This is a genomic window from Allobosea sp., assembly GCF_036675845.1.
In the GTDB taxonomy this organism is placed as follows: Bacteria; Pseudomonadota; Alphaproteobacteria; order Rhizobiales; family Beijerinckiaceae; genus Allobosea.
Window position 1 is genome coordinate 1 of the sequence record NZ_JAKFED010000205.1, and the last position, 2,598, is coordinate 2,598.

At 69.7% G+C, this 2,598-nt stretch carries 2 protein-coding genes; both read left to right on the plus strand.

The features are described 5' to 3' along the window. Positions 1-1,284 (plus strand): methyl-accepting chemotaxis protein (locus tag V6M56_RS21555; protein WP_332686919.1); only part of this gene is annotated, 1,284 nt, incomplete at its 5' end. Between the two features lie 68 nt (positions 1,285-1,352). Continuing rightward, positions 1,353-2,444, plus strand: a complete 1,092-nt coding sequence (locus tag V6M56_RS21560; RefSeq protein ID WP_332686921.1) for an ATP-dependent DNA helicase — start codon at positions 1,353-1,355, stop codon at positions 2,442-2,444. Positions 2,445-2,598: the final 154 nt, after the last annotated feature.

Sequence of the window (2,598 nt, forward strand, 5' to 3'; positions counted from 1 at the left end):
CGCCGCGTCTCCGCCAAGGCGGCGCTGATCGAGGCCTCGGCGGAAGCCGCGAAGGAGAATGTCCGCCAGATCATCAGCGTCACGGCCACGATCCGCGACGATCTCGACCGGCAGTCCGGCCTGGCGGCGGCGAGTGCCGAGGATCTGGCGGAGCGGGTGCGGTTGCGGGTGATCCTGATCGCGGCCGGCCTGCCGCTGGCCGGCGGCGCACTCGCCATCGCCCTGCTGCGCGCGCATCTCACCCGGCCATTGCGCGAGCTGATGGCTGCGATCGACGCGACCATGGCCAGCAACCATGTCATCGAGGTGCCGCATCGGCGCCGGCGCGACGAGATCGGCGAGCTCGCCCGGACGGTGCGGACGCTGAGCGAGGTCCGCGCAACGCTGGTGACGCGCGAGGCCGAGGCCGGGCTGGCGCAGGCGCATCAGGCGCGGCGCACCGAAGAGCTGCATCGCATCGCCGAGGAGTTCGAGGCGCGCATCGGCCGGCTGCTCGTCGACATCGCCGGGTTGAGCGAGGGGTTGCGGGCGGCGCTCGGCGATTCCGCGGTGCAGGCCGAGCAGATTTCGCAGAGCGGCGGCTCCGCTGCCGGCGCCGTCGCCGACGCGGCCGAGGAGGCCGATCGCATTTCCGACGCGGCGCTGCGGCTCGAGGATGTCGTCGAGCAGATCAACCGCGAGGTCCGGCGCGTCTCCGAGATCGCGACGGAGGCGACACGGGACGCCGCCGGCACGGCTGGCCTGGTCGGTCGGCTGACCGAGAACGCCGGCAAGATCCGTGATGTCGTCGCGCTGATCGAGGCGATCGCGCGGCAGACCAATCTGCTCGCCCTCAACGCAACGATCGAGGCGGCGCGCGCCGGCGCCCAGGGCCGCGGCTTTGCCGTGGTCGCGGGCGAGGTCAAGGCGCTGGCGGCGCAGACGGCTGGCGCCACGGCCCAGGTCGTGGCGCGCATCGCCGCCGTCGACGAGGCGCTGTCGCAGGCGGCAGCCGCGATCTCCGGCATCGTCACGCGCGTCGGCGCCGTCGAGCAGGCGAGCACCGAGATTTCCAGCATGGTCGGCTCGCATAGCGGCCTGCTGCAGACGCTCGGCGAGACCATCGCGCGCATTTCGGAGGTGACGGGCGAGGCGGTCGGCGCGATGACGACCATCGTCGACGCCAATTCCCATAGCGTGGCGCGGGCCGAGCAGGGCGCGAGCGGCGCAAGGCGGCTCGATGAACGCATCTCGGCGTTGCAGGTCGAGGCCAACCAGTTCGCGCGGCGCCTGCGCTCGGCGTGATCGGCACTTGCCGGGAGCCTGCGACTCGCGGCCATGTGCGCCATGCTCGAAATCCTGTCCTCCCTCCGATGAACTGGTCGCCGCAGCAGGACGGGGCGCTCGCCGCCGTCGCGGACTGGCTCAAGGCCGGCTCGCCGCAGCTCTTCCGCCTGTTCGGCTATGCCGGCACCGGCAAGACCACGCTCGCCCGGCATATCGCCGAAGGCGTCGACGGCACGGTCGTCTTCGCCGCCTTCACCGGCAAGGCGGCGCTGGTGCTGCGCAACAAGGGCTGCGAGGGCGCGCAGACCATCCATTCGCTGATCTACCGCTCGCGCGGCGTCGACGAGGAGAGCCCGACCTTCGTGCTCAACCGCGAGAGCGCCGCGGCCAAGGCCAAGCTGATCATCATCGACGAATGCTCGATGGTCGACGAGGATCTCGGCCGCGACCTGCTCTCCTTCGGCACGCCGGTGCTGGTGCTGGGCGATCCGGCGCAGTTGCCGCCGGTCAAGGGCGGCGGCTTCTTCACCGAGCACGAGCCCGACATCATGCTGACCGAGGTGCACCGGCAGGCGGCCGACAACCCGATCGTGCGGATGTCGATGATCGTGCGCGAGGGCGGGCGGCTCGAAATCGGCGACTATGGCGAAAGCCGCGTCATCCGGCGCGACGCGATCACGCCCGAGATCGTGCTCGGCGCGGGCCAGGTTCTGGTCGGCATGAACAAGACGCGCCGGCTCTACAATGCCCGGATGCGGCAATTGATGGGCCACAGCTCGAATGTGCCGGTGGTCGGCGAGAAGCTGGTCTGCCTGCGCAACGACAAGAGCAAGGGCCTGCTCAATGGCGGCGCCTGGATCGTGCAGGAGCTGAAGACCTCGAAGAAGGGCCTCGTCACCATGCGGGTGACGCCGGAGGACGACACCGGCGGCAAGCCGGTCAAGGTCTCGGTGCTGCCGAACTTCTTCGACGGCACCGAGGAGGAGGTGCCCTGGGAACTGCGCCGCCATACCGACGAGTTCACCTTCGGCTATGCGCTCACCGTCCACAAATCGCAGGGCTCGCAATGGGACGATGTGGTGCTGTTCGATGAGGCCTTCGCCTTCCGCGAACACCGGGCGCGCTGGCTCTATACCGGGCTGACGCGCGCGGCGGAGACGATCACCGTGGTGATGTAGCCGGCAGCGGCGCGTCTTTGGCGGACCGCAGCAGGCTGCTCATTAAAGCATGACACTTTTTACTCGGAACCACTGTCGTCATCCTGGACAAGCCGCGAAGCGGCGCAGCTCCGGGATCCATCGCAGGGCGCCGGAGCCTTATGATGGATCCCGG

Excerpts from the sequence above, each read along its gene's own strand:
- V6M56_RS21560 (WP_332686921.1), top strand. The coding sequence starts at position 1,353 with ATGAACTGGTCGCCGCAGCAGGACGGGGCGCTCGCCGCCGTCGCGGAC.